Annotated in this window: 1 protein-coding gene; it reads right to left on the bottom strand. The window is 53.8% G+C overall.

What is annotated here, in order from left to right:
* Positions 1-24 precede the first annotated feature (24 nt).
* Positions 25-273 (bottom strand): citrate lyase holo-[acyl-carrier protein] synthase, encoded by a 249-nt coding sequence (citX, locus tag J4G32_RS22240; protein WP_425515545.1) that lies wholly within the window; start codon positions 271-273, stop codon positions 25-27.
* Positions 274-286 lie beyond the last annotated feature (13 nt).

Here is a 286-nt window from a genome sequence, read left to right as displayed (position 1 = left end):
GATGAGTACGCTGGCGTACGCCGTTCAGTCACAACGCTCACGTTCATAGCATTCAATCCTTCGTGCAATTTCATCCAACAAAAGGTCAAGGGTGTGATGCTTGCCCCGGGCACAGAGATGAGCATCCTGCTGGCATATCAAACATGGCCGGGCAGGATGCCCGAGTTCACGGCGTGATAGCGACTTACCGTCGCTATCAATAATGTCGATGTCCCAAAGCCGCCCTAACGGATGGCTCATCTCTAGTGTCGACATGTGCTGTTTCAACGCCATTGCCGGCGCACAG

The organism is Microvirga antarctica, assembly GCF_017921815.1.
Lineage (GTDB): Bacteria > Pseudomonadota > Alphaproteobacteria > Rhizobiales > Beijerinckiaceae > Microvirga > Microvirga antarctica.
Note: the sequence above shows the minus strand (reverse complement) of the source record. Positions and strands in the feature narration are given on the sequence as shown.

Bases quoted from the DNA above. Each gene is read 5' to 3' on its own strand.
- citX (WP_425515545.1), bottom strand. From the start codon at position 273: ATGGCGTTGAAACAGCACATGTCGACACTAGAGATGAGCCATCCGTTA.